24 protein-coding genes and 1 pseudogene are annotated in these 26603 nt (G+C 67.8%); 21 read left to right on the forward strand and 4 right to left on the reverse strand.

Annotated elements, in window-relative coordinates; translation table 11 throughout:
- Positions 1-93: 93 nt before the first annotated feature.
- The 6 genes from L1787_RS10120 to L1787_RS10145 all read left to right on the forward strand — a co-directional run bounded on the left by L1787_RS10120 (position 94) and on the right by L1787_RS10145 (position 5031).
- Positions 94-765: an amino acid ABC transporter permease gene (locus L1787_RS10120; RefSeq protein ID WP_235708684.1), complete on the forward strand. Its 672-nt coding sequence runs from the start codon at positions 94-96 to the stop codon at positions 763-765.
- Positions 762-1412: an amino acid ABC transporter permease gene (locus L1787_RS10125; RefSeq protein ID WP_235708685.1), complete on the forward strand. Its 651-nt coding sequence runs from the start codon at positions 762-764 to the stop codon at positions 1410-1412. Before L1787_RS10120 ends, L1787_RS10125 begins: the two co-directional genes overlap by 4 nt.
- Positions 1399-2130 carry an amino acid ABC transporter ATP-binding protein gene (locus L1787_RS10130; protein ID WP_235708686.1) on the forward strand — a complete coding sequence of 244 codons (732 nt, stop codon included), beginning with the start codon at positions 1399-1401 and terminating at the stop codon, positions 2128-2130. The genes L1787_RS10125 and L1787_RS10130 overlap by 14 nt, the downstream gene beginning before the upstream one ends.
- Before the next feature lie 24 nt (positions 2131-2154).
- Positions 2155-2940, forward strand: coding sequence for a transporter substrate-binding domain-containing protein (locus tag L1787_RS10135; protein WP_235708687.1), 786 nt, complete (start codon positions 2155-2157; stop codon positions 2938-2940).
- A gap of 127 nt (positions 2941-3067) precedes the next feature.
- Positions 3068-4084 (forward strand): succinylglutamate desuccinylase/aspartoacylase family protein, encoded by a 1017-nt coding sequence (locus L1787_RS10140; RefSeq protein ID WP_235708688.1) that lies wholly within the window; start codon positions 3068-3070, stop codon positions 4082-4084.
- Positions 4081-5031 (forward strand): threonine ammonia-lyase, encoded by a 951-nt coding sequence (locus L1787_RS10145; protein ID WP_235708689.1) that lies wholly within the window; start codon positions 4081-4083, stop codon positions 5029-5031. The genes L1787_RS10140 and L1787_RS10145 overlap by 4 nt, the downstream gene beginning before the upstream one ends.
- A gap of 74 nt (positions 5032-5105) precedes the next feature.
- On the opposite strand, the gene L1787_RS10150 is transcribed toward L1787_RS10145, so the two are convergent.
- Positions 5106-6008 carry a LysR family transcriptional regulator gene (locus tag L1787_RS10150; protein WP_235708690.1) on the reverse strand — a complete coding sequence of 301 codons (903 nt, stop codon included), beginning with the start codon at positions 6006-6008 and terminating at the stop codon, positions 5106-5108.
- A 100-nt stretch (positions 6009-6108) separates the two neighbouring features.
- Between L1787_RS10150 and L1787_RS10155 the strand changes: the two genes are divergently transcribed.
- The 7 genes from L1787_RS10155 (at position 6109) to L1787_RS10185 (ending at position 12816) form a co-directional block, all read left to right on the forward strand.
- Complete coding sequence (locus tag L1787_RS10155; protein ID WP_235708691.1) at positions 6109-6795, forward strand: RraA family protein; 687 nt, start codon at positions 6109-6111, stop codon at positions 6793-6795.
- 102 nt (positions 6796-6897) lie between these two features.
- Positions 6898-7890 carry a Bug family tripartite tricarboxylate transporter substrate binding protein gene (locus L1787_RS10160; RefSeq protein ID WP_235708692.1) on the forward strand — a complete coding sequence of 331 codons (993 nt, stop codon included), beginning with the start codon at positions 6898-6900 and terminating at the stop codon, positions 7888-7890.
- Entirely contained in the window at positions 7887-8342 is a 456-nt protein-coding gene (locus L1787_RS10165; RefSeq protein ID WP_235708693.1) for a tripartite tricarboxylate transporter TctB family protein, read from the forward strand. Before L1787_RS10160 ends, L1787_RS10165 begins: the two co-directional genes overlap by 4 nt.
- Positions 8343-8377: 35 nt before the next feature.
- Positions 8378-9907 (forward strand): tripartite tricarboxylate transporter permease, encoded by a 1530-nt coding sequence (locus L1787_RS10170; protein WP_235708694.1) that lies wholly within the window; start codon positions 8378-8380, stop codon positions 9905-9907.
- Positions 9900-10793: an NAD(P)-dependent oxidoreductase gene (locus tag L1787_RS10175; protein ID WP_235708695.1), complete on the forward strand. Its 894-nt coding sequence runs from the start codon at positions 9900-9902 to the stop codon at positions 10791-10793. Before L1787_RS10170 ends, L1787_RS10175 begins: the two co-directional genes overlap by 8 nt.
- Entirely contained in the window at positions 10790-11854 is a 1065-nt protein-coding gene (locus tag L1787_RS10180) for an Ldh family oxidoreductase (RefSeq protein ID WP_235708696.1), read from the forward strand. Before L1787_RS10175 ends, L1787_RS10180 begins: the two co-directional genes overlap by 4 nt.
- Complete coding sequence (locus L1787_RS10185) at positions 11851-12816, forward strand: D-2-hydroxyacid dehydrogenase (protein ID WP_235708697.1); 966 nt, start codon at positions 11851-11853, stop codon at positions 12814-12816. Before L1787_RS10180 ends, L1787_RS10185 begins: the two co-directional genes overlap by 4 nt.
- A gap of 224 nt (positions 12817-13040) precedes the next feature.
- Here the strand turns inward: L1787_RS10185 and L1787_RS10190 are convergent, their stop codons facing one another.
- Together L1787_RS10190 and L1787_RS10195 are read right to left on the reverse strand one after the other, a co-directional pair.
- Positions 13041-14261: an MFS transporter gene (locus L1787_RS10190; RefSeq protein ID WP_235708698.1), complete on the reverse strand. Its 1221-nt coding sequence runs from the start codon at positions 14259-14261 to the stop codon at positions 13041-13043.
- A gap of 98 nt (positions 14262-14359) precedes the next feature.
- The gene (locus tag L1787_RS10195) at positions 14360-14959 is read right to left on the reverse strand and encodes a TetR/AcrR family transcriptional regulator (protein ID WP_235708699.1); all 600 of its coding nucleotides are present in this window, start codon (positions 14957-14959) and stop codon (positions 14360-14362) included.
- 306 nt (positions 14960-15265) lie between these two features.
- Between L1787_RS10195 and L1787_RS10200 the strand changes: the two genes are divergently transcribed.
- Together L1787_RS10200 and secD are read left to right on the forward strand one after the other, a co-directional pair.
- On the forward strand, positions 15266-15592 hold the full coding sequence (locus tag L1787_RS10200) for a hypothetical protein (protein ID WP_235708700.1): 327 nt from the start codon (positions 15266-15268) through the stop codon (positions 15590-15592).
- 78 nt (positions 15593-15670) lie between these two features.
- Positions 15671-18193: a protein translocase subunit SecD gene (secD, locus tag L1787_RS10205; RefSeq protein WP_235708701.1), complete on the forward strand. Its 2523-nt coding sequence runs from the start codon at positions 15671-15673 to the stop codon at positions 18191-18193.
- An 87-nt stretch (positions 18194-18280) separates the two neighbouring features.
- Here secD and L1787_RS10210 read toward each other — a convergent pair whose 3' ends face one another.
- On the reverse strand, positions 18281-18931 hold the full coding sequence (locus tag L1787_RS10210) for a L,D-transpeptidase (protein ID WP_439648275.1): 651 nt from the start codon (positions 18929-18931) through the stop codon (positions 18281-18283).
- An 841-nt stretch (positions 18932-19772) separates the two neighbouring features.
- On the opposite strand from L1787_RS10210, the gene L1787_RS10215 reads away from it, so the two are divergent.
- The 6 genes and pseudogenes from L1787_RS10215 to L1787_RS10240 form a co-directional block, all read left to right on the forward strand.
- Complete coding sequence (locus tag L1787_RS10215) at positions 19773-20393, forward strand: (2Fe-2S)-binding protein (protein WP_439648271.1); 621 nt, start codon at positions 19773-19775, stop codon at positions 20391-20393.
- A 1-nt stretch (position 20394) separates the two neighbouring features.
- Entirely contained in the window at positions 20395-21417 is a 1023-nt protein-coding gene (locus tag L1787_RS10220; RefSeq protein ID WP_235708703.1) for an FAD binding domain-containing protein, read from the forward strand.
- Entirely contained in the window at positions 21410-23614 is a 2205-nt protein-coding gene (locus L1787_RS10225) for a xanthine dehydrogenase family protein molybdopterin-binding subunit (protein ID WP_369415081.1), read from the forward strand. Before L1787_RS10220 ends, L1787_RS10225 begins: the two co-directional genes overlap by 8 nt.
- A gap of 23 nt (positions 23615-23637) precedes the next feature.
- On the forward strand, positions 23638-24708 hold the full coding sequence (locus L1787_RS10230) for an LLM class flavin-dependent oxidoreductase (protein ID WP_235708704.1): 1071 nt from the start codon (positions 23638-23640) through the stop codon (positions 24706-24708).
- Positions 24708-26471, forward strand: a complete 1764-nt coding sequence (locus tag L1787_RS10235) for a monovalent cation:proton antiporter-2 (CPA2) family protein (protein WP_235708705.1) — start codon at positions 24708-24710, stop codon at positions 26469-26471. Before L1787_RS10230 ends, L1787_RS10235 begins: the two co-directional genes overlap by 1 nt.
- Before the next feature lie 37 nt (positions 26472-26508).
- Positions 26509-26603: pseudogene (locus tag L1787_RS10240) on the forward strand (pirin family protein); the annotation flags it as partial.

A 26603-nucleotide genomic window follows, 5' to 3' on the forward strand; every position in this document is an offset into this window, starting at 1 on the left:
CGTCACATTTGAAACGACGATAGCATTTCTCGTGTTCCTATAAAGCGCCTTGGCGGTTCGGTCAGGGTGACGACAACCGGAGCCGCCGCGTTCATGAACTATAGTTTCAGGTTTAGTTCGCTCCTGGCGTATCGGGATGAGATCATCGAAGGTCTCCTCCTGACGCTGCAGCTCTCCGCTGCCACGATCCTCATCGGCCTCGTCATCGGCGTCGTGATCGCGGCGTTGCGCACGGGTGGACCCGGTCCACTCCGGTCGATCGCGACGGTCTATGTCGAGACGATCCGCAACACCCCGCTGCTGGTGCAACTCTTTATCATCTTCTTCGGATTGCCGAGCCTCGGCCTCCGCTTCACCGCCAACGAGGCCGCTTTGATCGGGCTTTCGATCAATCTCGGCGCCTATAGCGCGGAAATCATCCGCGCCGGCATCGAATCGGTCCGCAAGAGTCAGATCGAGGCCGGCCACGCGCTGGGGCTCAACGGCTATCAGGTGTTCCGACACGTCGTGCTGTTCCAGGCGCTGAAGGCGATCTATCCGGCACTGACGAGCCAATTCATCCTTCTCATGTTGATGACGAGTATCGTTTCCACGATCGGCGCCAACGAGCTCTTCCATCAGGCGTCCTTCATCGACTCCCGCACCTTCCGTTCGTTCGAGGTCTATACGGCGATCACGCTGATCTATCTCGGCCTGACGCTGCTGTTCCGCGGCGTCTTCGCGGCGATCTACTGGTGCGTCTTCGTCAGGAGGCCCGCACGATGATCCGCGAATTCGGTTTCGACGACGTCCTCTTCCTGCTGCTCGCGGCCCGCTGGACGATCCTACTGACGCTCGCCGCGATGGCGATCGGCGGTGCGGTGGCGCTGGTCGTCGCGATCTTGCGGATCGTGCCGTTCCGACCGGCGAATTGGCTGGCGATCGGCTACATCAACCTGGTCCAGGGTACGCCGATCCTGGGCCAGCTCTTCATCTTCTTTTTCGGGTTCAGCGTGTTCGGCTGGAATGTCGGCGCGTGGACCGCGGCCGTCACCACCTTCTCGATCTATGCGAGCGCCTATCTCGCCGAGATCTGGCGCGGCGGCTTGCAGTCTGTCCCGAAAACACAATGGGAATCGTCGGCGGCGCTGGGCCTCAACTACCTGCAACGGCTGCGGTACGTCATCATTCCGCAAGCGGTGCGGATCAACATCCCGCCGACCGTCGGTTTCCTCGTCCAGCTCGTCAAAAACACCTCGCTCGCCTCGGTCATCGGCTTCGTGGAGCTGAGCCGGGCCGGGCAGATGCTGAACAATGCGACCTTCGCCCCGATGGCGGTCTACCTCACCGTCGCGGCGATCTACTTCGTCATCTGCTTCAGCCTGTCACGCGCCAGTCAGAGACTTGAAGGGAGAATCCATGTCGCTCGTTGAGCTCGACGGGGTGCACAAGCGCTTCGGCAATCTCGAGGTTCTGTCGGACGTCAATCTCTCGGTCGAAGAGGGGGAGATCGTCGCGATCATCGGGCGGTCCGGCTCGGGCAAGTCGACGATGCTGCGCTGTATCAACGGCCTCGAGCCGGTCCAGCAGGGGCGCATCACCGTCGACGGGACCGAAGTCACCACGGCGAAGGCGGACCTCAACGATCTGCGCCAGCGCGTCGGCATGGTGTTCCAGAGCTACAACCTCTTCCCGCACCTGTCGGTGGAGCGGAACGTCACGCTCGCCCTCAAGGTGGTCCGCAAGACACCGCTCGCGGAGGCCCGCGACATCGCGCGGGAGACGATCGCCAAGGTCGGCCTCGCGGACAAGCTCAACGCCTATCCCGACGAACTGTCCGGCGGCCAGCAACAGCGCGTCGCCATCGCCCGGTCCCTCGCCATGGGGCCGAAGGTGATGCTGTTCGACGAGATCACCTCGGCGCTCGATCCCGAGCTCGTCGGCGAAGTGCTTCGCGTGCTGGAAGCGCTGGCCGCCGACGGCATGACGATGCTGCTCGTCACCCACGAAATGAAATTCGCCAAAACGGTCGGCAACCGGGTCGTCTTCATGCACCACGGCCGGGTCCATGAGGCGGGAGATGCGCGCGAGACGCTGGAACAGCCGCGCACACCGGAGCTGACCAGCTTTTTGAATGCCGTCCTTCACTGACGGCCAACAAAGGAGGGGAACGAAATGATGAAGCACCTGTCGACGATCGCCTGCGCGGCGCTCGTCTCTCTCGCGGTCACCGCACCGGCGAAGGCCGATCTTCAGGATATCCTCGACGCCGGAACGGTCCGCATCGGGGTGCCGGCCGACGTGCCGCCCTTCGGCTTCCTCGACGGGAGCAACCAGCAGGTCGGGCTCGACATCGAAGTCGCCAAGCTGATCGCCGAAGCGCTCGGCGTCGACCTTGAGCTCACCACCGTCACAAGCGCCAACCGCATCTCCTATCTCGCCACCAACCGCATCGACCTCACCGTCGCGGCGATGGGCGCGACGCCGGAGCGGGCGCTGCAGATCGACTTCTCCTCGCCCTATTCGGCGCTTTCCATCGGCCTGTTCGGGCCGGAGGACTCCGAGCTGTCGAGCCTTGCCGATCTCGGCGACCAGACGATCGGCGTCGCCCGCGGAACGACGCAGGACATCGAGCTGACCGAACGCGCGCCCGACGCCAACATTCAGCGCTATGACGACGACGCGACGGCCGCCTCGGCCTATCTTTCCGGCCAGGTGGAGCTGTTGGCGACGGCCAATATCATCGCCAACGATCTGTCGAAGCGCGATCCGGACAACGCGCTCGCCCCGATCGAGATCTTCCGCTACTCGCCGACCCATGTCGGCGTGCCGAAGGGCAATCCCGACCTTCTGCGGTGGGTCGACACGTTCGTCTTCTACAATCTCAACAATGGCCGCCTGTCGGAGATGACCGAGGAATGGCTCGGCCAGCCGCTGCCGGAGCGTTTCCCGAGCATGTAACCGGCTCCCGAGCGGCGCCCCGGCGCAGCTCCGTCCGAGAAGCGGCGCCCCGGCGCCGCTTCCCACGAGAGGCGCCGGCCGGCGCCTCTCCCATCCTCAAATCGCCCTCACGGCAAGAAGCTCAATCATGGCCCGCAAGTCCACCGCGTTCGTCACCGTCGACTTTGACAAGCCCGGCAAGCAATCCGGCTTCATCCACATCCCCCATTCGCCGCACGACGATGCCTGGGGGACGACACGGATCCCCGTGGCGGTGATCAAGAATGGCGAGGGGCCGACCGCGATCCTGCAGGGCGGCAATCACGGCGACGAGTACGAAGGACCAATCGTCCTCGGCGAGATGGTGCGCGAGCTCGATCCCGGCGCGGTCCAGGGGCGGGTCATTCTCCTGCCGGCGATCAACGTCGCGGCTGTCGAGGCCGGCCGCAGAACATCGCCGGTCGACGGGCTCAACATGAACCGGACCTATCCCGGCGATCCCGGCGGCACGATCACGCAGCAGACGTCGGCATTCGTCAACGACGTGATCTATCCGATCGGCGACGCCTTCCTCGACCTCCATTCGGGCGGCTCCTCGCTCGACATCCTGCCGAGCGCGATCATCGAGCCGGCGGCCGACCCGGACCATCACAAGCGCAACGCCGCCGCCGTCCTCGCCTTCGGTGCACCGCTCACCGTCGTCGTCGACAATCTCGGCGAGCGGCGCACCTCGACAGCGGCCTCCGTCGCGGCGGGCCTCACGACCGTCGGCACCGAAATGGGCGGCGGCGGAACGGTGTCGCTCGAAGCGCTCAAGATTTGCCGGCGCGGCGCGCGCAACGTACTCGCCCATCTCGGCATCCTGGAGGCGAGCCCAAATCAGCCCGCCGCCGCCGATCGCCCGGTGCTGACGATCCCGGGCCCGCCCGGCTACGTCTTCGCGAGCGCCAACGGCGTGTTCGAGGGCTTCCACCCGCTCGGCACCGAGGTCCGCGCCGGACAGGAAGCGGGCCGGGTGCATCATCTCGGCGACCCCTCCCGGCCTCCCGAGATCCTCCATTATGCCGCGGACGGCATCCTCTATGGCCGGCGCCAACCGGGCCGCGTCGTGAGCGGCAATTGCTGCCTCGTCATCGCCGCCCCCTATGAGGGCCAACTGCCATGATCGGCATCGACGACATCCGCGCCGCGCAAGATCGGATCGGCGGGCGCGTGCGCCGCACCCCGGTCATCGAGGCGAGCGAGCTCAAGACGCCGGTCGCCGACGGGGCCGCGCTGACATTGAAGCTCGAACTCCTCCAGGTGACGGGCTCCTTCAAGGCCCGCGGCGCGACCAACAGGCTCCTCGCGACGCCGCCGGACATTCTCGCCAACGGCATCGTCGCCGCGTCGGGCGGCAATCACGGCCTCGCGACCGCGCGCGCCGGCCACATGGCCGGGGTCCAGGCGACCATCTTCCTGCCGGGGAACGTGTCCCCGGCGAAGGTCGAGAAGCTGCATCGCTGGGGGGCGGAGACGGTCATAGTCGGCTCCGTCTGGGACGAGGCGAACGCCGCGGCGCTCGACTTTGTCGAAAAGACCGGCGCCGCTTATTTCCACCCGTTCGCCGATCCCCTCGTGGTCGCGGGGCAAGGCACCGTGGGGCTCGAGCTTCTCGACCAGTTACCGGAGATCGAAACCGTGATCATCGCGATCGGCGGCGGCGGGCTGATCTCCGGCGCGTCGACCGCGATCAAGGCGCTCGCCCCGCATGTGCGGATCATCGGGGTCGAGGCGGAAGGCTCGCCGACGCTGAAGCGCTCGTTGGAGGCCGGCCACACGGTCACGCTCGATCGGGTGACGACCGCCGTTCCGACCCTTGCCTGCAGCCGCACAGACGACCGCATCTATGATCTCGTCGCGCAGAATGTCGACGAGATCGTCCTCGTGTCGGACGCCGAGATGCAGGACGCGGCGGAGTGGCTGTGGTTCGAAATGGGCCTCGCCGCCGACCTCAGCGGCGCCGCCGCGCTCGCCGCCTTGCAATGCGGCCGGATCGAGGTCGCGGCCGGGGCCAAGATCTGCGCCATCGTCTGCGGCGCGGGCCCCGACGGGGTCATGCCGCCGCGCTAGCGACCACGCTCGGCGCAGAGGCGGCACCCGGCGCGAAAACGCCGGGCGCGCGGCCTCACCGCTGCCGCCGACACCTACGCCTCCTTGTCGCGCCCCACGCTCTCCGCGTCGGTCACGGCCAGAAATGCCGCCAGCGCCGGATTGGTGTCGCTCGTGCGCCAGCCGAGCGCGACCTCGACCGCCGCCGGGTTCTCCTCGATCGCGCAGAAGGCGACGCCGGGCAGGTGGAGATTGCGCGCCACCTCGGGAAGGATCGCGATGCCGATCCCGGCGGCAACGAGACCGACCATCGTGTGAATCTGCGTCGCATGCTGCTGCACGTCGGGCGTGAAACCCGCGGCCTGACACATCGACTGGATGCGCTCGTAAAAGAGCGGGCTGCGCTCCTGCGTAAAGAGGATAAACCGCTCCCCGGCCAGCGCACGCAACGTGACGCGCTCGCGCTCGGCGAGCGGATGCCCCCGCGGCAGGGCGATGACGAAGCGCTCCTCGGCGAGCACCCGCGTCGCGAGCCGCGGATCGGCGAGCGGCGGCCGCAAGATCCCGACGTCGATGGTCCCGTCGAGCAGCGCCGCGAGCTGCTGATCGATCGGCATTTCGTGCAGATCGAGCACCACCAGCGGATAGTGCTCGCGAAAGTGCCGGATGATCTGCGGCGCAATGCCATAGGTCGAGGAGTGGATGAACCCGACCCGGATCGCGCCCTCCTGCCCCTCCGCGACGCGCCGGGCCTCGGCGGCCGCCTCGTCGAGGTCGGCGAGAACGCGGCGCGCGCGGGCAAGAAAGGCGCGCCCCGCCGCCGTCAGGCTGACGCGTCGCGCCGTGCGGTCGAGAAGCGTGACGCCGAGCCGTGCTTCGAGCTGCTGGATCTGCCGGCTCAAGGCGGGCTGAGCGATGTTGAGCCGCCGCGCGGCTGCGCCGAAATGCAGCTCGTCGGCGACGGTGGCGAAGGACCGCAAGAGGCGTGTCTCGATCATCCTTCGATGCTTTCTCGTTATCGTTCCGACACCGAACTCGTATTGGACAGCATCGTTAAGCTCCACCAACATGCCCGTAAAGATGAAACGGGAGGATATGGTGGCATTAGGATTTCGCGTGGTGACGGGCTTCACCCGCAGCGACAAGGCGCTCGTTGATGCGCTGGGCGCCATTCCGACCGCGATCATCAGCGACAATCTGGGCCGCATGGTCGCCGCCGGCCCCACGGTGCGGCCGATGCACAGCTTCCAAGGCGGCACGGGCCGCCTCGCGGGCACCGCGCTGACGGTGAAGACGCGGCCTGGCGACAATCTCATGATTCACAAGGCCGCCGACATGGCCGAGCCCGGCGACGTGATCGTCGTGGAGGCCGGCGGCGATCTCACCAATGCGTTGATCGGTGAGCTCATCGTCTCCCACGCGCGCAGCCGCGGTGTGGTCGGCTTCGTGGTGGACGGCGCCGTGCGCGACATGGACGTCATCGCCGCCGACACGTTCCCCATTTTCGGCGCGGGCGTCAGCCATCGCGGGCCGTACAAAGACGGCCCGGGTGAGATCGGCGTCCCGATCGCGCTCGACGGAATGGTGATCGAGCCGGGCGACATCATCGTCGGCGATCAGGACGGCGTCGTCTCGATCCCCCGGACTGCGGCAAAGGAGACACTCGCCCTGTCCGAGGCACAGGTGGAGAAAGAAGCGAAGATCCAGGCCGCCATCGCCGGCGACGGCTGGGACCGGGCCTGGGTCGACGAGCTCTTGCGCACGCGCGGTTGCGAGGGCGTCTGAGCGACGCCGCACCCGTGCGGCGACCCGTCCACCGGACGGACGGACTTCGATAACACCCCGTCAAACGGGCCGAGACGCTGAAACACTTGGGAGGACCAATCGATGACAATTGCGATGACGAAGCGCGCCGTCTTGGGCGCTCTGGCTTGTAGCCTCGCCGCCACCGCAGGGCCCGCCACCGCGCAAGACGCGGGATGGGAGCCCTCGAAGCCGATTCAGATCATCGTCGGCTTCGCGCCGGGCGGCGGCACGGACCAGACCGCCCGCCTGATCGCCTCGTCCGCGCAGGAATTCTTCCCCGTGCCGCTGGTGGTGGTGAACCGCCCCGGCGCGTCGGGCACCCTCGCGGCCGAGCTCGTCGCCAAAGCCGAGCCCGACGGGCATACGCTTCTCGTCGCCGGCGGCTCGGAATCGACCTCGGTGCCGAACCACCGCGAGACGAATTACTCGCTCGACCAGCTCAAGGGCGTGCTGCGCGTCAACCGCGAGCACATGGTGATCGTCACCAAGAAAGGCTCCGGGCTCGATTCGATCGAGGCGATCGTGGAACGCGCCAAAGAGAATCCGGGTGAGCTCGCTTATGGATCCTCCGGTCCGGCCGGCGTCCTTCATTCGGCGTTTCTCGTGTTCGCCAACGAGGCCGGCATCGATCTGAAGCACATCCCCTATCAGGGCGGATCGCCGGCCTTGGCGGCTCTTCTCGGCGGCCATGTCGACATGACGATCATCACCCCCGGTGACGCCGCCGCGCAGGTCGCCGCCGGAACGGTCAACGCAGTCGCGACCACGTCCGACCGGGCCGAGCAGATCCCCGACGTGCCGTCGCTCAGCGAGCTCGGCTATGACGTCAATGTCGAGAACATGAAGGGGCTCGTCGCACCGGCCGGCACGCCGGACGAGGCGACCGAATATCTCCGGTCTCGCTTCAAGCAGGCGATCGACTCGGAGACCTTCGCGACCCTCGCCTCGCGCGCCAACATCACGCCGAGCTACCTGTCCGGCCCCGAGTTCGACAAGGCGATGAGCGACATGTCCAACTCGATCGCCGCCGCCCTCGAAGGCGGCGCGGACGAGAGCGAGAGCTCCGCCCAGTGACCGCGGACCGCGTTCTCGCCGCGGTCCTCCTCCTCGGGGCCGCCGTCTATCTCGGCGTCCTCGTTCCGGAGGTCGGGCGGGCGCAGAGCGCGCTCGGGAGCGGTGATTTCTACACGGTGGGGCCGACGGCCCTGCCCACATTCGCCGGGACGATGATGGCGATCTTCGCCGTTGCCGTGCTCCTGATGGGACGGCGCACGGCGCCGGAGGTTCCCTTCACCCAAGGGCTCGGCGGCGGTCTCATTTTCGCCGCCGCCGTCGCCGCCGCCGCCGTCTTGCTGCCGCGGATCGGCTTCCTGCCCGCCTCGGTCCTCTTTCTGGCCGTGGTGTTCGCGCTGTTCCGCGCGAAATGGTGGGTCGCACTCATCCTGACCATCGTCTTGCCGGTCGTGATCGACCAGATCCTGCGCAAGGTCTTCCCCGTGCCGCTCCCCGGCGCGGCGCTGTTCTGACGCGGCCCCTCCGGTCCATCTTCGAGAGACACTGAATGGATCCTCTTTTCCAGGCACTCGTGGACCTCGGACAGCCGGCGACGATGCTGACCCTGGTGCTGTCCGTCGCCATCGGTCTCGTCATCGGCGCGATCCCGGGGCTGTCGGTCAACATCGCGGTCGCGCTCGCGGTCCCGCTCACGATCTTCATGCCGACCACGCAAGCGCTCGTCCTGCTGATCGGCCTTTACGGGTCGGGCATCTTCGGCGGCTCAGTCTCGGCGATCCTACTCAACGCCCCCGGCACGCCGGCCTCCGCCGCGACCATTTTCGACGGCTTTCCGATGGCCCAGCAGGGCCTCGCCACCAAAGCGTTGCGGATTTCGCTGATCGCCTCGCTCTATGGCGCCGTGTTCTCGGTCGTGCTCCTCATCCTGGTCGCGCCGGAGCTCGCCAATTTCGCGCTCGGCTTCGGGCCGGTCGAGATCGCATCGCTGCTGCTCTTCACCTTCTTCGTCATCGGCATCCTATCCGGCGCATCGCTCGCAAAGGGGCTCCTCTCGGCCGCCGTCGGCATGGTGCTCGCCACTGTCGGGTCCGATCCGATGCTCGGCACCCCGCGCTTCACCTTCGGCCAGACGGCGCTGATGGACGGCCTCACCTACGTGCCGCTGCTCGTCGGCCTCTTCGCCCTCGCCGAGATCCTGGAGGAGGCGTCGCGGGGCTTTTCCCAGCGCATCGGCAAGGTGAGCCTCTCGGGCGAGGATCGCGAGGCCAACCGCATCACCGGCAAGGACATGAAGTTCATCGCCTTCCCGATGGTGCGTGCCTCGGCGGTCGGCTCGGCCATCGGCATCCTGCCCGGCATCGGCGCGACGATCGCCTCGTTCCTCGCCTACGGCGACGCCAAGCGCTCCGCCCGCGACTCGAGCCGCTTCGGCAAGGGCGACCTGCGCGGCGTCGCGGCGTCCGAGAGCGCCAACAACGCCGTCGTCGGCGCGACCTTCATCCCGACGCTCGCCCTCGGCATTCCCGGCGACGCGGTGACGGCGATTCTCCTCGGGGCGCTCGTCCTCCAGGGCGTGACGCCCGGTCCGCTGATCTTCGTGATGAATCCCGGCATCGTCTACACGATCTATCTGACGCTGCTGTTCTCGACGCTGCTGATGGCGATCATCGGCTTCATCGCCGTGCGTCCGTTGGCGATGACGCTGCGCATCCCGAAAATCTACCTGATGCCGTGCGTCGCGCTCGTCTGCATCGCCGGGGCCTATGTCGCACGCAACAACATCGTCGACGTGTGGGTGATGTTCGGCGCCGGCCTTCTCGGCTTCGTCTTCAACCGGACGGGCGTGCCGGTGGCGCCGCTCCTCATCACCTTCATCATCACCCGACCGTTCGAGGAGGCGCTGCGCCAGGCGCTGACGCGCTCGGAAGGCTCGTTCATGCCGTTCCTCACCAATCCGGTGACGCTGACCCTCGCGGCGCTCGTCGCGGTCTTCTTCGTGCTGGCGCTGCGCCGCGACCTGTCGCGCCGCAAGACGCCAGCGTCCTCTCTGTCCTCTGAAGGCACCAACCATGGCTGACTCTATCGGCTTCATCGGCCTCGGCGTGATGGGCGCCGGGATGGCGAAAAACATCGCCGCCGCCGGCCTCCCCCTCGTCGTCACCACCTCCTCGCCGGAGAAGGCCGAGGCCTTTCGCGCCGCGGGGGCGACCGTGGTCGCCACGCCGCGCGAGGTCGCCGCGGCGGCGAATATCATCGTCACCTGCGTTCCTGATGCGGACGCGCTGACGGCCGTCGTCGCGGGCGAGAACGGGCTCGCCGCCGCGCCCTGGGACGGGCTCGTGATCGACTGCTCCACCATCGCCCCGTTCGAGGCGCGCGAGATCGCCGCCGTGATCGAGGCCGGCGGCGGCGCGATGATCGACGCCCCCGTTTCCGGCGGCGCGAAGGGCGCCAATGACGGCACACTCACGATCATGGTCGGCGGCGCCGACGGCGACGTCGCCCGCGCGCGGCCCGCACTCGAGGCGATGGGCAAGGCGATCCACCATGTCGGCCCGCTCGGCGCGGGTCAGGCGCTGAAGGCGTGCAATCAGCTCATGGTCGCCGTGAACCTGATGGGCGCGTGCGAGGCGGTGGCGCTTGCCCGCAGCGCAGGCGTCGACCCGCACGTGATGCGCGAGGTTCTGTCCACCGGCGCCGCCCGTTCCGGCGTGCTCGAGATGCACGCCAAGCGCTATGTCGACAAGGCGCTCGAGGGCGGCTTCCGCGCCGAGCTGATGCGCAAGGATCTCGGCATCGCCGCCGCCGTCGGCTCGCACGAGCACCGGACCCAACCGGCCACCAACCTCGCCCACCAGATGATGACCGCCGCCTGCAATGCCGGCTTCGCCAAGCTCGACAGCGCCGCCCTCGGCCTCCTCTACGACCTGATGAACGGCGAGCCCCAGGAGGATGCCGCGTGAGCGAGACCTTCCCCGTCGAAACGCTCCGCGCCTTCTCCAATGGCGTCTTCACCGCCGCCGGCCTTTCGACCGAAGATGCGGCGACCGTCACCGATTGCCTGATCCACGCGGATCTGCGCGGCCACGCTTCGCATGGCCTCACCCGCATTCCGATCTATGCCGAGCGGCTTCATCGCGGCGTCGTCAACGCGCGACCTGAGGTGAAGATCACCCGCACCGCGCCCTCTTTCCTGGCGGTCGACGGCGACAATGGTCCCGGCCCGGTCGTCTCCCTCAAGGCGATGGATGCGGCCATCGCCACGGCCAAGACGCAAGGCGTCGCCGCCGCCTCGATCCGCGCCTCGAACCATAACGGTCCCGGCTCGTATTATGTGGAGCGCGCCGTCGCGGCGGACTGCATCGCCATCGCGATGACCAACGCGCCGCCCTCGATGGCGGTCTTCGGTGGACGCGATCCGGTGATCGGGACCAATCCCATCACCTTCGGCACCCCGGTCATGGGCGATTCGCCGGTCCTCCTCGACATGGCGACGTCCGTGGTGGCGCGCGGCAAGATCGTCGAGGCGGCAAAGCGCGGCGAGACCATCCCCGAGGGCTGGGCGCTCGACCGGGACGGACGGCCCACCACCGACGGCGTCGCCGCGGAAAAGGGCGTCGTCCTGCCGATGTCCGGCCCCAAGGGCTCGGCGCTCGCGATTATGGTGGAGGTGCTTGCGGGCGTTCTCGCCGGCGGCCGCTTCGCCGGATCGATGGGCAATCTCTACAAGGACTTCGAGTTGACTCAGGACAATGGTCACTTCTTCCTTGTCATCGACGCCGCACGCGGCGCGGCGGGCGCCGCCCATGCCGAGCGCGTGGCGGCGCTCGTCGGCGAGCTCAAGGCGAGCGCGCTCGCGAGCGGACACGAGGCGGTGCTGATGCCCGGAGAAATCGAAACGATGCGCGCAGCGCGCGGTGGGGAAGCCGGCATCGGCTTGCCTGCGAACGTGGTCGCCGATCTCGACGCCATCGCGAAGACGGTGGGCGCCCCCGCGCTCGATGCCGTGCGAGATGTCGCATGACCACCCCGCTCTCCATCGTCTTTCTCGACCGCGATACGCTCTCCGTCGAGACGGAGCTCCGTCCGCCCGATGTCCCCCACACGCTGACGGTCTACGACCGAACCGAGCCGGGAGAGGTGGCGGACCGTATCGCCGAGGCCGATATCGTCATCCTCAACAAGGTCGCGATCGGCCCGGACGAGCTCGCCGCCGCGCCCAACCTCAAGCTCATCGCGGTCGCCGCGACGGGATACGACAAGATCGACCTCGCCGCCTGTCGCGCCGCGGGCGTGACCGTCGCCAACGTGCGCGAGTACGCGGTCAATACGGTGCCGGAGCACACCTTCGCGCTGATTCTCGCGCTGCGGCGCAGCCTCGTTCCCTACCGCGCATCCGTGATCGCGGGGCGCTGGGAGGAGGCGGACCAGTTCTGCTATTTCGATTATCCGATCGCCGACCTGTCCGGATCGACCCTCGGCATCGTCGGCGACGGATCGCTCGGCCGCTCGGTCGCCAAGCTCGGCGAAGCGTTCGGCATGAAGATCCTCTTCAGCGCCTATAAAGGCGTCGAGGGCATGGGCCCGCTCTACACCCCGTTCGAGGAGGTGATGCGGGTGTCGGACGTGATCACGCTCCACTGTCCGCTGATCCCGGCGACGCGGCACATGATCTCGGATGCCGAATTTGCGCTGATGGAGCGGCGCCCGCTCCTCGTCAACACGGCCCGCGGTGGGCTGGTCGACGAGGCGGCCCTCGAACGGGCGCTGGAGAACGGGCGGATCTCCGGCGCGGGCTTCGACGTCGTCACCACCGAGCCGCCGGGCGCCGATCATGTGATGCGGCGCCTCGCGACACGCGACGACGTGATCCTCACCCCGCACGTCGCCTGGGCGAGCCGCGAAGCGGTCCAGTCCGTCGCCGATCAGGTGACGGAGATCATCGAGCGCTTCGGCCGCGGTGAGAGGATGAACGCCGTCACCTGAGCCGGGACGGTCGGCCCCGGCCCTCCACCGCACGATCGTCGCGAACGGCCGGCCGGGGATACGCGCCAGGTCGACGAGGACGGCCCCGAACGGCGGCGTGATCACGCCGCCGCGCATGGCCCTCCTCGTCTTCGGTTGAAGCTCCTGGAGACGGCGGTGCGGACGCTGCGCGGACGCGGCATTCGCATCCGCTGATCGACGAACTTCGCCGCGAGACCCGCCCGCTATGAAGGCTGAAGGCGCGGGCTCTCGCCGCCATCGGCGGTGAGCTGGAGCGCCGCGGCCAGCGTTCCGACGAAGATGAGGCTCATCCATCCGATCGAATAGGTCCCGCTCCACTCGTAGCTGAGGCCGCCGAGCCACGCGCCGAGAAAGGCGCCGATCTGGTGGCTGAAGAACATGATGCCGAACAGCGTTCCGAAATTGGTCGGACCGAACAGGCTGTTGATGAGTCCGCTCACCGGCGGAACGACGCTCAGCCACAAGAATCCCATGGCGGCGGCGAACACCAGCGTCGTCCCGACGCTCACCGGCAACACGAAGAAGATCGCGATCGCCGCGGTTCGCAGCAGGTAAATCAGCGCGAGCACGTTCCGATTGCCCCAACGCTGGCACAGATACCCGGCGACCATCGTGCCGACGGCGTTGCAGATCCCGATCAGGGCGATCGCCTGGGCGCCGACCGATGGCGGCAATCCGCAAATGCCGATGAAGTTCGGCAGATGGGTCGCGATGAAGATGAGCTGGAAGCCGCAGGCGAAGAACGCGATCGTGGTGATGACGAAGGTCCGGTTCGCGAGCGCCTCGGCGATCGCGCCGCGGGCGTCGACCCGTTGCGCAGACGCGGCCTGATGCGCCGGGGACGAGCCGCGCCGGAACAACAGCGTCACCACCGCCATCGAGGCGGCGAGAAAAGCGAGCACCGTCAGCGCCGTCTGCCAGGACCAGCCACCGATCATCGCCTGCGCCACCGGCGCGATGACGAACGTGCCGAGCGAGCCGACGGAGGCGAGAATGGCGATCGCCGTCGCCCGGACCGTGGGCGAGGCAAGACGGGACACGATGCCGACGAGCACCCCGTGCGACGTCCCCGCGACCGCGAGGCCGATCAGGAGGCCGCCGCCGAAATAGAGCGCGAACGTGCCGCCCGTCGCGGTGAGACAGAGCCCGGCGGCATAGAGCGCGGCGGCGCTCACCACGACGAGGCGGCCGCCGAACCGATCGCAGACGGCGCCCATGAACGGCTGGCCGACACCCCAGGCGAGATTTTGCACCGCCATCGCAAGCCCGAAGGTCGCGACCGTGACGCCGGTGTCACGCACCATCGGCTCGACGAACAGGCCGAGGCTCTGCCGCAGCCCCATGGAAAGGGAAAGGATGATCCCCGCCGCGACAAGCGACAGGATCAAAGCCGATGTCCACGGCTTGGCACTGGGGTCCGACAAGGGCGTCCTCCGCATCCGAAACGCCGTCACGATAAAGACGGGCCGAACGGGGGAAACTCACTAGTCGGTATACATGGCGCGAGGCCCGCCGGCCCGCTTTATGACACGGCCTCCACGGCGCGGGTCGAGGTTTCGGGCAAGGCGGACGATACCAGCGCCGCGGCCGCCTCCCCCGCCGCCACGGCATACGAAGTGTCGCGATGGACGAGCATGAGCGCGATTGCCCCTTCGAGCAGGATCATCACCTGACGCCCGACCGCCGCCGCGTCGGCGACGCCGCCGTTCGCCAGTTCGCCGGCGAGCCAGTTCTCGAACCGGGCCTTGTGATCTGCCGCCATCACGACCGCGGGGTGGCCGGGCTGACCGGCGAGCTCGACCGCGGCACGGGTGAAACCGCAACCGCGCCATTTGGGCCGCTCGGCGAACGAGGCCAAGGCCGCGAACATCGCCACGATGCGATCAGGCAGCGGCCGGCCGTCGTCCCCCAGCCAATCACGATAACGCTCTACCGTGGGCCGATCGCGCGCCGCGAGATAGGCGGCGATCAACGCGTCCTTGCTTTCGAAATGATAATAGAGCGTCCGCTTCGTGACGCCGGCGCGCTCGGCGATCGCATCGACGCTCACACTGCGCAGCCCATGCTCGTAAAACAGAGCGTCCGCCGCGCCGATGATCTTGGACCGGGTCGTCTGTTCCATGCGCACACCGTCTCGTTGACCAGCCGCCCGAAGCTATCCCAGCCACGCCGCCCGGCGCACGCCCTTTCGTAAGGTCGCGCCGAACCCGGCACGGATCCCCTCGCGGAGGGCGGGCGCCTCGGCCCTCGACGCCGCCGAGGCGGGATTGCCCGCCTCGCGTCTTGCGCGAATAAATTGACGACACGCGCGATCCCGACCTGATAATATGGGCCCATGCGTCACGCATGGGTTCATAACAGTTCCGTCGGAAACCGGCCTTGCGCCGGCGGCCACGCGTATGTCCGCGCGGTCACGACGGTGCTCGGGATGGCTCTCGTCTATCTCGGTGTGGCCCTCGGCTCGCCGGCTCCGCTGCTGCCATTGGCGCATGGCCAGCCCGCCCTTCAGGCCGAGGCCGAGACGCAGCGTCTCTTCACCAACCGGAGCGAGGCGCGCCTCGCCCTCGCGGCCGAAAAGGCCGACCCGCGCACACCGCTCCTCTCCGGCCCCCACGCCCTCAAGCCCGATATCGGCGACATTCCTCGCCCGACCTCCCGCGCGTTGAGGGCCAATGCCCCGCGCGCCCCGCCAGTGCGCACCGCCGAGCACCGTCAGGCGCATCGGCCCCGAGCTCCCCCGTCCGCAGCAACCTGATCGTTCCACCCGGATCATGGCGCGCCCGCACGAGCCCCTCTTTCGAGCGGCGATGCCGGCGCATGCACGGACATTTATATGCGAACCTCCCCCTGGCTCGTGGCCACCTACGTGGTCATCGTGGCGCTTGGCGTGCTGATTGCACTGCCGAACATCATCCCCCAAACCACACTCGACCGCCTGCCGTCCTGGTTGCCTCATGCGCGTGTCGCGCTCGGGCTCGATCTGCGCGGCGGCTCTCATCTGGTCCTCGAAGTGGACCGCGCGGCGCTCGTCAAGGAACGCCTCGAAACCCTCGCCGGTGATGCCCGATCCGCACTGCGCGGCGCCGGGCTCCGCGGCGTTTCCATCCAACGCACGGCCGATGACGTCACCGTCCGCCTCGCCGGTGCAGACCAGCGCGAGGCGGCCCTCGCGGCGCTCGACGGGCTCGTCGGCACGGTCGGCATCTCGGGCGCGTCCGACCTTGCCTTCGGCGGCAGCGGCACGACCGTCACGCTGACCCCCACCGACGCTGGCCTCGCCGAGCGCATGAACGCGGCGGCGGAGCAGAGCCTCGAGATCATCCGCCAACGGATCGACCAGGTCGGCGTCGCCGAGCCGACGATCCAGCGCGTCGGCCTCGATCGGATCCTCGTGCAGCTCCCCGGCGTGCAGGATCCGGCGCGGATCCGCGAGCTGCTCGGCTCGACGGCCAAGCTCTCGTTCCACATGCTCGACGGCACCTGGACCGGCGGCGTTCCGTCCCCCGGCGTCAGCCTTCTCCACGACGAGGCCGGCCAAACCTACCCGGTGATGGACCAGGTGGAGCTCTCCGGCGACCGGCTGCGCGACGCGCGCGCCGGCTTCGACCAGCGCACCAACGAGCCGGTCGTCAACTTCCGCTTCGACAGGGCCGGCGCAAGCCGTTTCGCCGAGATCACCAACCGGAATGTCGGCCATCCCTTCGCCATCGTCCTCGACGGCAAGGTGCTCTCCGCGCCGGTCATCCGCGAGCCGATCACGGGCGGATCGGGCCAGATCTCGGGCAGTTTCACGGTCGAGAGTGCGGCCGACCTTGCCGCGCTCCTGCGCGCCGGCGCATTGCCCGCGAAACTCACCGTGATCGAAGAGCGCACCGTGGGCGCCGATCTCGGCTCCGACGCCATCCGCATGGGCGTCGTGACCGGGCTGATCGGGTTCGCGCTCGTCGTCGGCTTCATGCTGCTCCTCTACGGGCCGTGGGGGCTGCTCGCCAATCTCGCGCTCGGCCTCAATATCGCGCTGACCTTCGCCGGCCTCACCCTCCTCGGTGCGACGCTCACCCTGCCCGGCATCGCCGGCATCGTCCTCGGCATCGGACTGGCGGTCGACGCCAACGTCCTCATCAACGAGCGAATACGGGAAGAGACGCGCAAGGGCCGCAGCGCCCTCGCCGCGCTCGACGCAGGGTTCAGCCGCGCCTATGCGACGATCGTCGACAGCAACGTCACGACCCTCATCGCAACGGTCCTGCTCTTCTGGTTCGGCAGCGGTCCGGTGCGCGGCTTTGCGATCACCATGGGGCTCGGCATCGCCATATCGATGTTCACGGCGGTCGCGATCGTGCGGATCTCGATGGTCGCGATCGTCCGGCGGCTGAAGCTGAAGCGGCTCGAGATCAAGCCGCTTCTGCCGATGCGGCTCGTGCCGGACGGAACGCACATCCGCTTCATGCGGGCGCGCTTTTTCGGCATCGGCCTGTCCGCCTTGCTGTCGCTGGCCTCGATCGGCCTCTTTATCTCGCCCGGCCTCAATTATGGCGTCGATTTCCGTGGCGGCATTCAGATGGAAGTGGCGACGGACGGGCCGGCGGATCTGTCCACCTTCCGCGGCACGCTCGAAGGGCTCGGCCTCGGCGACGTGGCGCTCCAGGAATTCGGCGACCGGTCCCACATGCTCGTCCGCGTCGAGCGCCAGCCGGGCGGCGAAGAGGCGCAGACCGCCGCCACCACCCGCATCCGGGCGGCGGTCGCCGAAGTCGACCCGTCGGCGACGGTCGTTCGGACGGAAGTCGTGGGGCCGAAGGTCTCCGGTGAGCTTGCGACGGCCGGCGTCCTCGCCGTCGTCCTCGCGAGCCTTGCGATGCTCGTCTATATCTGGATCCGCTTCGAGTGGCCGTTCGCCGTCGGCGCCATCGTGACGCTGATGCTCGACGTGACGAAGACGGTGGGCTTCTTCGCCCTCACCGGCCTCGACTTCAACCTCACCGCCATCGCCGCACTGCTGACGCTGATCGGCTACTCGGTGAACGACAAGGTGGTCGTCTACGACCGGATGCGCGAGAATATGCGGCGCTACAAGACGATGCCGCTGCGCGACCTGATCGACCTGTCGATCAACGAGACGCTGTCCCGGAGCCTCTACACCTCGATCACCACCTTCCTCGCGATCTTGCCGATGGCGATCTGGGGCGGCAGCGCGGTGGAGAGCTTCGCCGTGCCGATGGCCTTCGGGATCATCATCGCGGCGTCGTCCTCGGTGTTCATCGCCGCGCCGATTCTGCTCTTCCTGGGCGACTGGCGCAGCAGGCGCGCCGCCGTGCGCGAGCCGGCTGCCATCGACGCGCCCGCGGCAACCTGACCACGATAGCACCGGGCCGGCCGACCCGTTCGGCCGGCCCACCCGCCCGCAACGCGCCATCCGAAAGGCCGGAGCGGCGGGGCCGGGCTAGACGAGGCTCTGCCCGATCGGCAGGACGACGACGCGCGTTCCGACCGGAACGCGCCGATAGAGATCGATAATGTCCTGATTGAAGAGGCGGACGCAGCCGGACGAGACGGTCGTTCCGATGGTCTGCGGCTCCACCGTACCGTGAAGCCGATAGTAGGTGTCGCGGCCGTTTCGATAGAAATAGAGCGCCCGGGGGCCGAGCGGGTTCCCCAAGCCGCCGGGCAACCCGTCGGCGAGCGGGCCATAGCGCTCCGGCTCACGTGCGATCATCGCCGGAGTGGGCCGCCAGCTCGGCCATTTCGCCTTGCGCGCGATCGTCGCCTCGCCGACGAAATTGAACGCTGACTCGCGCCCGACCCCGACGCCATAGCGAAGGGCGCGCCGGTCTTCCATGACGAGGAAGGCGAACCGCGATGTCGGATCGACGACGATCGTGCCCGGCCTCTCCCCGGTCGGATCGGGCACCTCGCGGCGGAGGACATGCGGTTCCACGGTCGCGAGATCGACGGCCGGAATCGGAAACGGCTCATCGTCGATGGGGCCGTAATGGGCGACGAGACTGGGATCGAATCGCCGCGTCTGGAGGGCGGGTCCGCCCATTGGCTCGCCGACACACCCCGCGAGGGTCGCCGATACGCCGAGCACCATCGTCCGCCTGTTCAACAAAGCCACCGTCTCCCGTTCCGCATCACGGCAAGAATCGGCATCGCCTTGCCAAAGGTCGATACGGTGGACGGTGATGATCGCTATAACCGATCGGAATGAGCGCCGGATACCACGGGCGGAGTCAAGGACACGCGCGGTTTTCCACGGATGGATCCGATAAATCCACCGCGAGAGGCCGTTTCGGCTCACAGCGCATCAAGACATTCTTAGAATGATTATTGCTTAAGCATCCACGCTCTTTGGCCGTTTCCGCGCTTAAATTCGACGATCTCCTAACAAAACCGCATCACGATTACGTATAAATCTTCAAAATAATCGAATGATCCGGCCGAGGTCTTTCGCCGATGGCCACACCGATCCGGGTCGACGTCGTAGAGCGGTGTGGCCGCCAGCGTCCACGTGGTGGGACGGAGCGTTCCAAATGCGCCGACTGGTTGGAACGGCCCGGGCAAGCCACCTTTCCGGCGACGACACGAGAGCAGTGTGCCGGAGAGCGTTGCTGCAGCAAATTGGGCAGAGCGGCAATGACGATCTCCAAACGGGGCATCCTCCCCGCGATCATGGCGGAGGATACGGGCACACTTCGCCTCGGTGCGGCGCCGCGCCTTCCCGATTTCGAGCCGATCGCGGGCGTTTCGGCAAACGCCCGACGTGAGGCCCCACGGAGCGTGGCTGCCGCCCAGCTGACCTTCGCCGACAATCCCTCGACATCCCCCACCCGACGATGCTGCCGATCGCCGAATCGAAGGCTGCCGGCGCGTCGATCGACGGAACTTCATTTCGCCGCGTTTGCTGAAACGCCGGTTCAGTGGAAGGACCTCCCATGACCGATACCCACGACACGAACGCGCCACCGTCCGAGAGCCGACGACGCTTCCTGATCGGATCGGTCGTCACCGGCGCCGCGCCTTTGATGGTTCGAGGGGGTGAGGCCGAGGCGGCGGACCAGCCCGCGGCACAGGCCGTCCGGGAGCCGGTCACCGTCCAGCTCGACGTGAACGGGCGCACCCACCGGCTCGATCTCGATGTCCGGGTTACGCTCCTCGACGCGCTGCGCGAGGAGATCGGCCTCACCGGCGCGAAGAAGGGCTGCGACCATGGGCAGTGCGGCGCATGCACCGTGCTGGTCGACGGGCGGCGGGAACTGTCGTGCCTGACGCTCGCCGTCGCCGCGCAAGGGCGCGACATCGTCACGATCGAGGGGCTGGAGGGCGCCGGCGACGAACTCCACCCGATGAAGCAGGCCTTCATCGATCATGACGCCTTCCAATGCGGCTATTGCACGCCGGGGCAAATTCTGTCCGCCGTCGGCTGCGTGCGCGAAGGACATGCCGGCAGCGCCGACGAGATCCGCGAATATATGAGCGGCAACATCTGCCGATGCGCCGCCTATCCGAACATCGTGGCCGCCATTTCGGACGCAAGCCGCCGGATGGGTGGGTAACATGCAGCCTTTCCAATATATCCGCCCCGCATCACTCGCCGAGATGGTGATGGCCGAGCGGGAAGCGCGCTCCCGCGACGCCGCCGCGCGGACGGCCTATATCGCCGGCGGCACGACGCTCGTCGACCTGATGAAGCTGAACGTCGAGCAGCCGGATCGCGTCGTCGACCTCAACGCGATCGCGCCGGCCTTTTCCGCCATCACGCTCGACGGATCGACCCTGAGGCTCGGCGCCTTCGCGAAGATGGCGGCCGTCGCCGATCATCCCGCCGTCATCGGCGGCTTTCCCGTGATCGCAGAGAGCCTGTCGCTGGCCGCCAGCGCGCAGCTTCGCAATATGGCCAGTCTCGGCGGGAACGTCCTGCAACGGACGCGCTGCGCCTACTACGGGGATCCGGCGTGGACGGCCTGCAACAAGCGCGCGCCCGGCAGCGGATGCGCTGCCCGCGACGGCGTCAATCGTCAACATGCGGTCCTCGGCGTGAGCGATCATTGCATCGCGTCCTATCCCGGCGACTTCGCGCAGGCGTTGATGGCCCTCGACGCGACGGTCATCCTCGTCGGCGCCGAGGGCACGCGGTCGGTCCCGTTCGCCTCCCTGCACCGGGAGCCCGGCGACACGCCCGACGCCGAGACCACGTTGCGGCCGGGTGAGGTCATCACCGAGTTCGTCGTGGACGGCGGCCCGTGGGCCCGGCGCTCGCGCTATCTGAAGATCCGCGACCGGCAGTCCTACGAATTTGCCGTCGCCTCCGTCGCGGTGGCGCTCGATCTCGTAGGTGACACCGTGCGGGATGTCCGCATCGCCTTGGGCGGCGTGGCGACCGTCCCCTGGCGCGCCTATGACGCCGAGACCATGCTGCGCGGCCGATCCCTCGACGAGGCGGCCGCGGCCGACGCGGCGGAGCTCGCCTTCGCCTCCGCCGTCTCCCACACCCACAACGCGTTCAAGATCCCGCTCGGCCGCTCCGCCATCGTGCGGGCGCTGCTCGAGACCGCGGCGATGGAGGTCCGTCGTGACTGAACCGCTCTTTCCCCAACCGACCGGCACCATGGGCCGCCCCTATCGGCGCTATGAGGCGCACGAGAAGGTCAACGGCACGGCGACCTATGCGAGCGACGTGAGATTGGCGGGGACCGCCCACGCCTACCTCCTCGCCAGCAAGATCGGACGGGGCCGCATCGAGGCGTTCGATCTGACCGCGGCGCTCGCCGTGCCCGGTGTCGTCGACATTCTGACCCATGAGACCGTCGGCGGGCAGATCCGCCAGACCCCGTCCCTCTATACCGGCGGATATGCGGCGGACTCCGTGCGTCCGCTGGGCTCCGCCGACGTCGCCTATTGGGGCCAGCCGGTCGCCCTCGTCGTGGCCGACAGCTATGAGGCGGCGCGCGAGGCGGCCCAGAAGATCGATGTCGCCTATGCCGTGGCCGAAGCCGCATCGAGTTTCGATTCCGGCGGCGCCGAACATTCGGAACTGGAGCAGCACGCTCTGCGCGTCGGCGATTTCGACGGCGCTTTCGCGGCGGCACCGTTCAAGATCGACGCCCATTATTCGACGCCGGTCCAGCATCACAACGCAATGGAGCTGTTCGCGACGCAATGCGTCTGGGATGGCGACCGGCTGACGGTCTACGAGCCGGGCCAATATCTCAACAACATCAAGTATGGCCTCGCCGAGCAGCTCGGCATCGATCCGGAGCGGATCCGGGTGGTGAATGCCTATGTCGGCGGCGCCTTCGGAGCGAAGGGATTCCTCACCCAGCGTACGGCCCTCGTCGCTCTCGCCGCCCGCCGGGTCGGCCGACCGGTGAAGCTGGTCGCGACGCGCGAGCAGGGCTTCTTTCTGTCCGCCTACCGCGCCGAAACGCGCCATCACGTTCAGCTCGCGGCCGACCAGGAGGGCCGGCTTCTCGCCCACCGGCACGAGGGGTGGGAGCTTACCTCCCGCGCCGATCTCCTCGCGTTCGGCGGCAATGGGATGACTGTCAGGCTCTACGCCTGTCCCAATATCGAAAGCCGCGTGAACGTCGCGCGGGTCGATCGCTCCACCCCCGGATTCATGCGGGGGCCGGCCGAGGTGCCCTATGCCTTCGCGTTGGAGACGGCGCTCGACGAGTTGGCCTATGCGGCCGGTCTCGATCCCGTCGAGCTGCGACGCATCAACGACACCGATGTCGAGCCCGTGGGTGGCCTGCCCTATACGAGCCGCTCTCTGATGCAATGCTTCGACGCCGCGGGCGCCGCGTTCGGCTGGCCCGACCGCACCGCGGAGCCCGGTTCGATGCGGGACGGCGACTGGCGCGTCGGATGGGGCTGTGCCGCGGCCTTCTACCCGGCCTATGCGGCCAGCTCCTCCGCCCGCGTCCGCCTTCATGCCGATGGGCGCGTCCATGTCGCCAGCGGGGGGCATGAGCTCGGCCAGGGCATGTACACGATGATGGCGCAGGTCGCGGCCGAGCGCCTCGGCGTGCCGATGGACCGCGTCTCGGTCTCGCTCGGCGACACCGACCTGCCGCCGGCCATCGTCGCGGGCGGCTCCTCATCCACGACGAGCGTCGCGCCGGCGATCATGGCCGCCTGTGACGCCATCCGCCGGCGGCTCGGTCTCGACGAGGGATCGCAGGGCGACGTCGTCGCGGCGATGGTCGCGTCCGGTACGGGGATGGTGGAGGAATATGCCGAGACGCGCGCCCATGGCGAGGCGCCCGACACGATGCGACGGCTCCATCGCGGGCAGGCGGCTCCGTCCGGCGGCATCCACCTCGAAGACCGGGTGCAGTTCGCGCTGGGCGCCCAGTTCGTCGAGGTCCGCATCCATGCCCGCACGCGCGAAATCCGGGTGCCGCGCGCGGTCGGAGCCTTCGCCGCGGGCCGCATCATCAACCCGCGGACCGCCCATGGCCAACTCGTCGGCGGCATGATCTGGGGCATCAGCTCCGCGCTCATGGAGCACACCGATATCGATCCGCGGAACGCCGGCTATATCAACGCGAACCTCGCCGATTATCTCCTGCCGGTGAACGCCGATATCGGGACCGTGCAAGCCATCATGGTCCCGGAGGTGGACGACCTCGTCAGCCCGGCGGGCGTGAAAGGCGTCGGCGAAATTGGAACGGTGGGAACGGCGGCGGCCATCTCGAACGCGGTCCATCACGCGATCGGCAAGCGCTTGCGGGATCTGCCGCTGCGCATCGAGCACATTCTGGAAGACATCTGACCCCAATGTTGCAAAGGTCTCACATGGAAATCGGCGTCGACAGTTTCGCGGCCATCCTCCCGGATCCGGCGACCGGCAAGCTGCCGTCGCCGACCGACCGCATGGCCGAACTCATCGAGGAGGTCGAGGTCGCGGACCGTGTCGGGCTCGACGTTTTCGGCATCGGCGAACACCATCGCGCGGAGTTCCTCGATTCCGCCCCCGCGATCATTCTCGCCGCCGCCGCGGCCCGTACGAGCCGGATCCGTCTGACGAGCGCCGTGACGGTGCTGAGCGCCGCCGACCCCGTGCGCGTCTTCCAGGAGTTCGCCACCCTCGACCTGATCGCCAAGGGCCGTGCCGAGCTCGTCGTCGGCCGGGGCTCGTTCGGCGAGGCCTTTCCGCTGTTCGGCCTCGACACGCGAGCCTATGACGAGCTTTTCGCCGAAAAGCTCGAGCTCTTCCTGAAGCTCGGCGAGACGACGAACATCACCTGGACCGGCCGCTTCCGTCCGCCCCTCACCGGCCAAGGCGTCTATCCCCGCCCCCATCAGCCGAAATTGCCGGTCTGGCTCGGCGTCGGCGGCACGCCGCAATCCTTCGCGCGCGCCGGGATGCTCGGCCTTCCGCTGATGGTCGCGATCATCGGGGGCAGTTTCGAGCGCTTCCGCCCCCTCGTCGATCTCTATCGCGAGGCCGGAATGAGCGCCGGACATCCGCCCGAGCAACTCAAGGTCGGCGTCCATGCGATGGGCTTCGTCGGCGAGACCGACAAGGCCGCGAAGGATGCGTTTTATCCGGGCTGGGCGCACCTCACGGCGACGGTCGGCCGCGAACGCGGCTGGGCGCCGCCGAACCGCCCACAATTCGAGGTCATGGCAAGCCCCGACGGCGCGTTCCTGATCGGCGCGCCGGAGACGGTCGCGGCCAAGATGCGCCGTGCCGACGAGGCGCTCGGCGGCCTCTCGCGCATCACCTTCCAGATGAGCACCGCTTCTCTCGAAACGGCGGCGATGAAGCGATCGATCGAACTCCTCGGCACCGAAGTCGCCCCGATCATCTGCGCGGGCGAGACCGAAAGATCCAATCCCGAACGAGCACGAAAGGCGAATTGATGGCTGGAGCGAGCCTGGGGCAGACCATCGGACCCGCAGTCGTCCTCATGGGGGCGGCCGTTGTCGCCGTGCCGTTGTTCCGACGACTCGGGCTCGGCTCGGTCCTCGGCTATTTCGCCGCCGGCGTCCTCGTCGGGCCATCGGTGTTCGGGCTGTTCACGGATGCCGAAGCGATCCTGCATTTCTCCGAGCTCGGGGTGGTGATGTTCCTGTTCGTGATCGGACTGGAATTGCGACCACCCAAGCTGTGGGCGATGCGCGGTCAGATTTTCGGGCTGGGCCTCGTCCAGGTCGCCGGCGCGATCGCCGCCCTCACGGTGACGGGCGCAATGATCTTCGGTTTTTCCTGGCCCGTTGCCTTCGTCGCCGGCGCGGGCTTCGTCCTCTCCTCCACCGCGGTCATCATGTCGGTGCTGCAGGACAGGGGTGAGATTTCGAGTGCCGAGGGGCAGCGGTCGGTGGCGATCCTCCTGTTCGAGGACTTGATGATCGTGCCGCTTCTCGCGATCGTCGCCTTCATGTCGCCGCTCTCCAGCGGACAGTCGGGTTGGTCCGAGGCGCTGATGGCCCTCGGCGCCCTGCTCGCGCTGCTGGCGGTGTCGCGCTGGGGCCTCAATCCGTTCTTCGCGCTGCTGGCGCGGGCGCGAACGCGCGAAGTCCTGACGGCGGGCGCGCTGCTCGTCGTCCTCGGCGCCGCCCTCTTGATGGACGCCGCCGGCCTCTCGATGGCGATGGGTGCGTTCCTCGCGGGGGTGATGCTGTCGAGCTCGAGCTATCGCCATCAGATCGAAAGCGACGTCGAGCCGTTTCGCGGCCTCCTGATGGGGCTGTTCTTCCTCGCCGTCGGCATGTCGCTCGATCTGTCCATCGTCGCCGCCGAATGGCCGCTGCTGCTCGCGATGCTGGCCGCGTTCACCGTCGCGAAGGGCATCGTGGTCTACGTCGTCGCACGCCTGTTCGGCAGCGCGAACGGGCAGGCGCTGCACCGCACGTCCATGTTCCTGCAGGGCGGTGAGTTCGCCTTCGTCCTATATGCGGCGGCGACCTCGGGCGGCGTGATCGACGGGCGGGAGAACGCCCTTTTCGCGACCGTCGTCATCCTGTCCATGGCCGTGACCCCGCTCCTCATGATCGCCGCGGATCGGCTTCTGCGGAGCGAGGCGTCGATGGACGGCGTCGACATCGCCGAGGGTCTCAAGGGGCGCATTCTGGTCATCGGCTTCGGCCGGTTCGGCCAGATCGCCTCGCAGCTGCTGCTGTCGAAGGGCGTCGAGCTGTCCGTCATCGACAACGACCCGGATCGGATCCGCGATGCGGCACGCTGGGGGTTCAAGGTGTTCTTCGGCGACGGCACCCGTCTCGATGCGCTGCGCCAGTCCGGCGCCGGCGAAGCCGATGCGATGATGGTCTGCATCGACGATCCGAAGGCCGCGGTGCAGATCGTGGAGCTGGCGAAGCACGAGTTTCCGCAATTGAAGCTCCTGGTGCGCAGTTATGATCGGGGCCACGCCCTCGAACTGATCCATGCCGGCGTCGACTATCAGATCCGCGAGACGGTGGAATCGGCCTATCTGATGGGGGCGCAGGGCCTGCGGGCCATCGGCTATGCCGAGGTCGATGTCGAGGAAGCCAGCGAGGATATCCGGCAGCGGGACGCGGAGCGGTTGTCGGAACAGGTGCAGGGAAGCGTCATGTCCGGACGGGATCGGCTGCACCTTCAACCCGTCCCGGAACCGCTCAGCGGCGCGGCGGCGTCGCATTAGAGCCGCGCGCGGGCAGGCCGACGAAAGGAAGAGGCGAATGAGCTGGAATCCAGGGATCGAGCCCGGTTGCCCGGATGCGGTGGGTGCGGATGCGATCGAGACGCTGATCGTGCCGCGGGCGCGCGATCTCGG

Source organism: Acuticoccus kalidii (genome assembly GCF_021556395.1).
Taxonomy (GTDB): domain Bacteria; phylum Pseudomonadota; class Alphaproteobacteria; order Rhizobiales; family Amorphaceae; genus Acuticoccus; species Acuticoccus kalidii.